Source organism: Streptomyces sp. NPDC025784, from assembly GCF_055558435.1.
Genome location: NZ_JBVHMN010000049.1, coordinates 1 through 1,502 on the forward strand (window position 1 = coordinate 1; position 1,502 = coordinate 1,502).

Below are 1,502 nucleotides of genomic sequence, written 5' to 3' on the forward strand. Positions count from 1 at the left end.
CCAATGCCGTGTAGTTAGGGGCGGGGCTGGTGTGTCAAGCAGTCTGAAGCAGAGATGGAGCTCCTGCTAGAACCGTGTCGACCAAGATCACTGTTCAGCAGGAGCTCCATTGGACGCCAAGTCTGTCATTGCTCGTGAGGTAGCGGTTGCCGCGGGTCCGTTCGCGCCGGGCCATCTCGGCGAGTTAACGCGGATTGTTCCGTTCGAGATGGTCGACGAGGTGCTGTCCGAGGCCGGCAGGACACAGCAGCGGATACGCGACCTTCCCTCACGTGTGGTGGTGTACCTGCTGCTGGCCGGCGCCCTGTTTCCCGGGATGGGATGGCAGCAGGTGTGGCACCGGCTGACCGCCGGACTGGACGGACTGCAGACAGCGACTCCAACGGCCGGTGCCATGGCTCAGGCCCGCAGGCGGGTCGGGACTGTGCCGCTGCGGCGCTTGTTCGACCTGCTGCGCGGGCCGGCCGCCGGGATCAGCACCGCCGGAGCCTGGTGGCGGGGCCTTCTCGTCTGCGCTGTCGACGGCACGCTGGTAGCCGTGCCCGACAGCCCGGCCAACCAAGCCGAGTTCGCCAGGCACCGCTGCAACAACGGCGGGGCCGGATACCCCTCGCTCCGTCTGCTGGTCCTGGTCTCGTGCGGCACCCGGACCGTTCTCGACGCGGTGTTCGGGCCGACCGTGCACGGGGAAACGTCCTATGCCCCGAGCCTGGTCCGCAGCCTGCGCGAGGGCATGATCGTCCTGCTGGACCGGAACTTCGCCGTTCAGGCACTGGTCGAGGCGATCACCCGCACGGGCGCGCACGTGCTGGTCCGTGTGAAGGAGCACCGCAGGCTGCCCGTCCTCAGGCGTTTCCCCGACGGTTCCTACCTCTCCAGGCTCGGAGTCGTTGCGGTCCGGGTCATCGACTGCGAGATCACCCTCAGCACTTCCCAGGGGCGCCGCACCTGCGCCTACCGTCTCGTCACAACCCTGACCGACCCTCACAGCCACCCTGCCGCCGAGCTCATCAGGCTCTATCACGAGCGGTGGGAGATCGAGACCTCCTACTTGGAGATCAAGTCCACCATTCTGGGCGGCCGGGTCCTTCGTGCCCGCACGCCCGCAGGCGTCGCCCAGGAAGTCTTCGCCCTCCTGGTCACCTACCAAATCCTGCGACTGGCCATGGCGGATGCCACCGGCATCCGCCCGGACACCGACCCCGACCGGGCCAGTTTCTCCATCGCGCTGAACACCGCCCGCGACCTGCTCGTCCAGGCCGCGGGCGTCTTCGACAACACAGCCATCGATCTCGTCGGCGCCATAGGCCGCCGGATTCTGGCCAGCCTCATGCCCGATCGGCGCATCCACACCCGACCACGCGTCGTCAAACGCGCCATCTCGAAGTACAACGCCAGAGGCACCGTCGACAGGACCAGCTACAAGGCCACCATCAGCATCGACATCCTGACCACCCGCACCCCTTGACGCCCAACGCCCAACGCTAACTACACGGCATTGG

General features: G+C 67.0%; 1 protein-coding gene. It reads left to right on the plus strand.

The window, feature by feature from the left end; all coding sequences use genetic code 11:
* The first annotated feature begins 109 nt into the window (after positions 1–109).
* Positions 110–1,468: an IS4 family transposase gene (locus ACZ4IF_RS44550; RefSeq protein ID WP_467575014.1), complete on the plus strand. Its 1,359-nt coding sequence runs from the start codon at positions 110–112 to the stop codon at positions 1,466–1,468.
* The last annotated feature ends 34 nt before the right edge of the window (positions 1,469–1,502 follow it).